Genomic DNA, 2,202 nt, shown 5'->3' with positions numbered 1-2,202 from the left:
GGCCGTGGGTGTGCATCTGTCGGCGATGATGGAAGGCCTTGGCCGTTCGGTGAGCGACTGGTTCGACGACACGCTTTCCGAGCGGCTCTCGCGGAAGGCGGAATTCCTGCGGCTGACCCGGGACGATGCCGAAATTTTCGTGCAGGTCACGCTCAACCGGGTGGCCGAGCCTGAGGGTCCCTGCCTGATCGCGGTGCTGCAGGACGCGACCGAACTGAAATCGCTCGAAGCGCAGTTCGTCCAGAGCCAGAAGATGCAGGCGATCGGGCAGCTCGCCGGGGGCGTGGCCCATGATTTCAACAACCTGCTCACGGCCATCTCAGGCCATTGCGATCTCTTGCTGCTGCGGCACGATCAGGGCGACAAGGATTATGCCGACCTGATGCAGATCAACCAGAACGCCAACCGCGCCGCAGCGCTGGTGGGGCAGCTGCTGGCATTCTCGCGCAAGCAGACCCTGCGGCCAGAAACGCTCGACATGCGCGATACGCTGGCGGACCTCACCCACCTGCTGAACCGGCTGGTAGGGGAAAAAGTATCCCTGTCGCTCAGCCATGACCCGGTTCTGCACCCCATTCGCGCAGACAAGCGGCAGTTGGAACAAGTCCTGATGAACCTCGTGGTCAACGCGCGGGACGCGATGCCCGCGGGGGGTGAGATTACCATCCTGACCCAGAACGAAACGCTTTCCGAACCGCTGATCCGGGACCGTGTGACCGTGCCGCCCGGCTCCTACGTGACGGTATCGGTCTCCGACAACGGCACGGGGATTCCGGGCGACCGGCTGCAAAAGGTGTTCGAACCGTTCTATACCACGAAGCGCACGGGCGAGGGCACCGGGCTTGGTCTGTCCACTGCCTACGGCATCATCAAGCAGACCGGCGGCTATATCTTCGTGGACAGCGTGCCGGGGCAGGGCACCTGTTTTACCCTCTACTTTCCGGCCCAGCAACTGCCCCAGCCGCAGGTGGCCCCGGCGCGCGTACCGGCGCCCCAACCCAATCCGCGTCACGGCGACGGTGTCATCCTGCTGGTGGAGGATGAGGCCCCCGTGCGCGCCTTTGCCAGCCGGGCCCTGCGCCTGCGCGGTTACACGGTGCTGGAGGCGGAATCCGCCGAAGCGGCCCTGCGCACGCTGGAGGACGAAACCCTCGAGATCGACATATTCGTGACCGATGTGGTGATGCCCGGCATGGACGGGCCTTCATGGGTGCGGCTCGCCTTGAAAGACAGGCCGGACGTGCGGGTCGTCTTCGTTTCGGGCTACGCGGAGGACAGTTTTGCCGAGGAACAGATCAAGATTCCCAATTCCGTCTTCCTGCCCAAACCCTTCTCGCTCACCGATCTGACGGAAACGGTGCACGCGCAACTGCATTGAGCGTAGCCCGTCAGCCGATACTTTCGTAAAGGTCGTATTCCTCCGCGAATTTCCGGCGATACCGCCGGGCCACGTCGTCCGACAGCGAAAGCTCCATGGGTGGGGAAACGTTTTCGCGCGCGAGTTCCAGTGTCACCCCCAGCCTGTCATTCAGAAACGACTGCAGGCGCGGCTGGTCTTCGTAGCGGAACAGATGGGTCACCGCCGTGCCGTTTGGCTGCGCCTCCAGAAACTTGAACTGGCTACCCACGTCGGCAAAGGGGGGGCGCTTGCCTTTCATATAGGCCAGCACGAAATCATCGAAGCTGATTCCGAAGGTCGCATTCGGTTTCCCATTCATGAAAGGGCGCTGGCGGTAGCGATACCAGCTTCCCAGCCAATCGATGGGCTCCCGCATCACCGCCATCAGTTCAAGCTCCGCATCGCAGACCTTCAGGTACATCGGCCGGATGAAACGATTGTAGCGATAGACCGGCGCGTGTTTCAGCATCGGCGGATCCGAAAGCACCATGTCGGCCCGTGACGCGAGGGCCGATTCATAGGCCGTCGTCCCCGTCTTGGGCACGGACAGGAAGGCAAGCCGCTCCTTGAAGAACACCAGCATGATCTGCCCCCCGTATTTGTCCGCCTTTCCGGCGGCTTCGACTTAAACGACATTTTAACCCTTACGCGAAAACCATGGAGCTTACGACAATTTAGTTGAAACGTTCTCTATTTGGTCTCATATAGAACATTAGCAGAACATAAAGCCTATCGGCGGAAACCGGGCGATTGCCCCTGTCAGGCCGATATGACACACAGGAGACAGGCGAAATGGCAACGGC

Annotated in this window: 2 protein-coding genes; one reads left to right on the top strand and one right to left on the bottom strand. The window is 61.3% G+C overall.

Translation table 11 applies throughout. The annotated features are described in order from the left end of the window. On the top strand, positions 1-1,378 hold a 1,378-nt coding region (locus A3764_RS20330), incomplete at its 5' end, for an ATP-binding protein (RefSeq protein WP_082866007.1). A gap of 10 nt (positions 1,379-1,388) precedes the next feature. Here A3764_RS20330 and A3764_RS20325 read toward each other — a convergent pair. Beyond that, positions 1,389-1,982 (bottom strand): gamma-glutamyl kinase, encoded by a 594-nt coding sequence (locus A3764_RS20325; protein ID WP_067927906.1) that lies wholly within the window; start codon positions 1,980-1,982, stop codon positions 1,389-1,391. Between the last annotated feature and the right edge of the window lie 220 nt (positions 1,983-2,202).

Origin of the sequence: Sulfitobacter sp. HI0129 (assembly GCF_001635395.1) — a bacterium.
Taxonomy (GTDB): Bacteria; Pseudomonadota; Alphaproteobacteria; order Rhodobacterales; family Rhodobacteraceae; genus Sulfitobacter.
The sequence above is the reverse complement of the archived record's forward strand: the minus strand, read 5'-3'. Positions and strand labels throughout refer to the sequence as shown.

Excerpts from the sequence above, each read along its gene's own strand:
- A3764_RS20325 (WP_067927906.1), bottom strand. The coding sequence starts at position 1,982 with ATGCTGGTGTTCTTCAAGGAGCGGCTTGCCTTCCTGTCCGTGCCCAAG.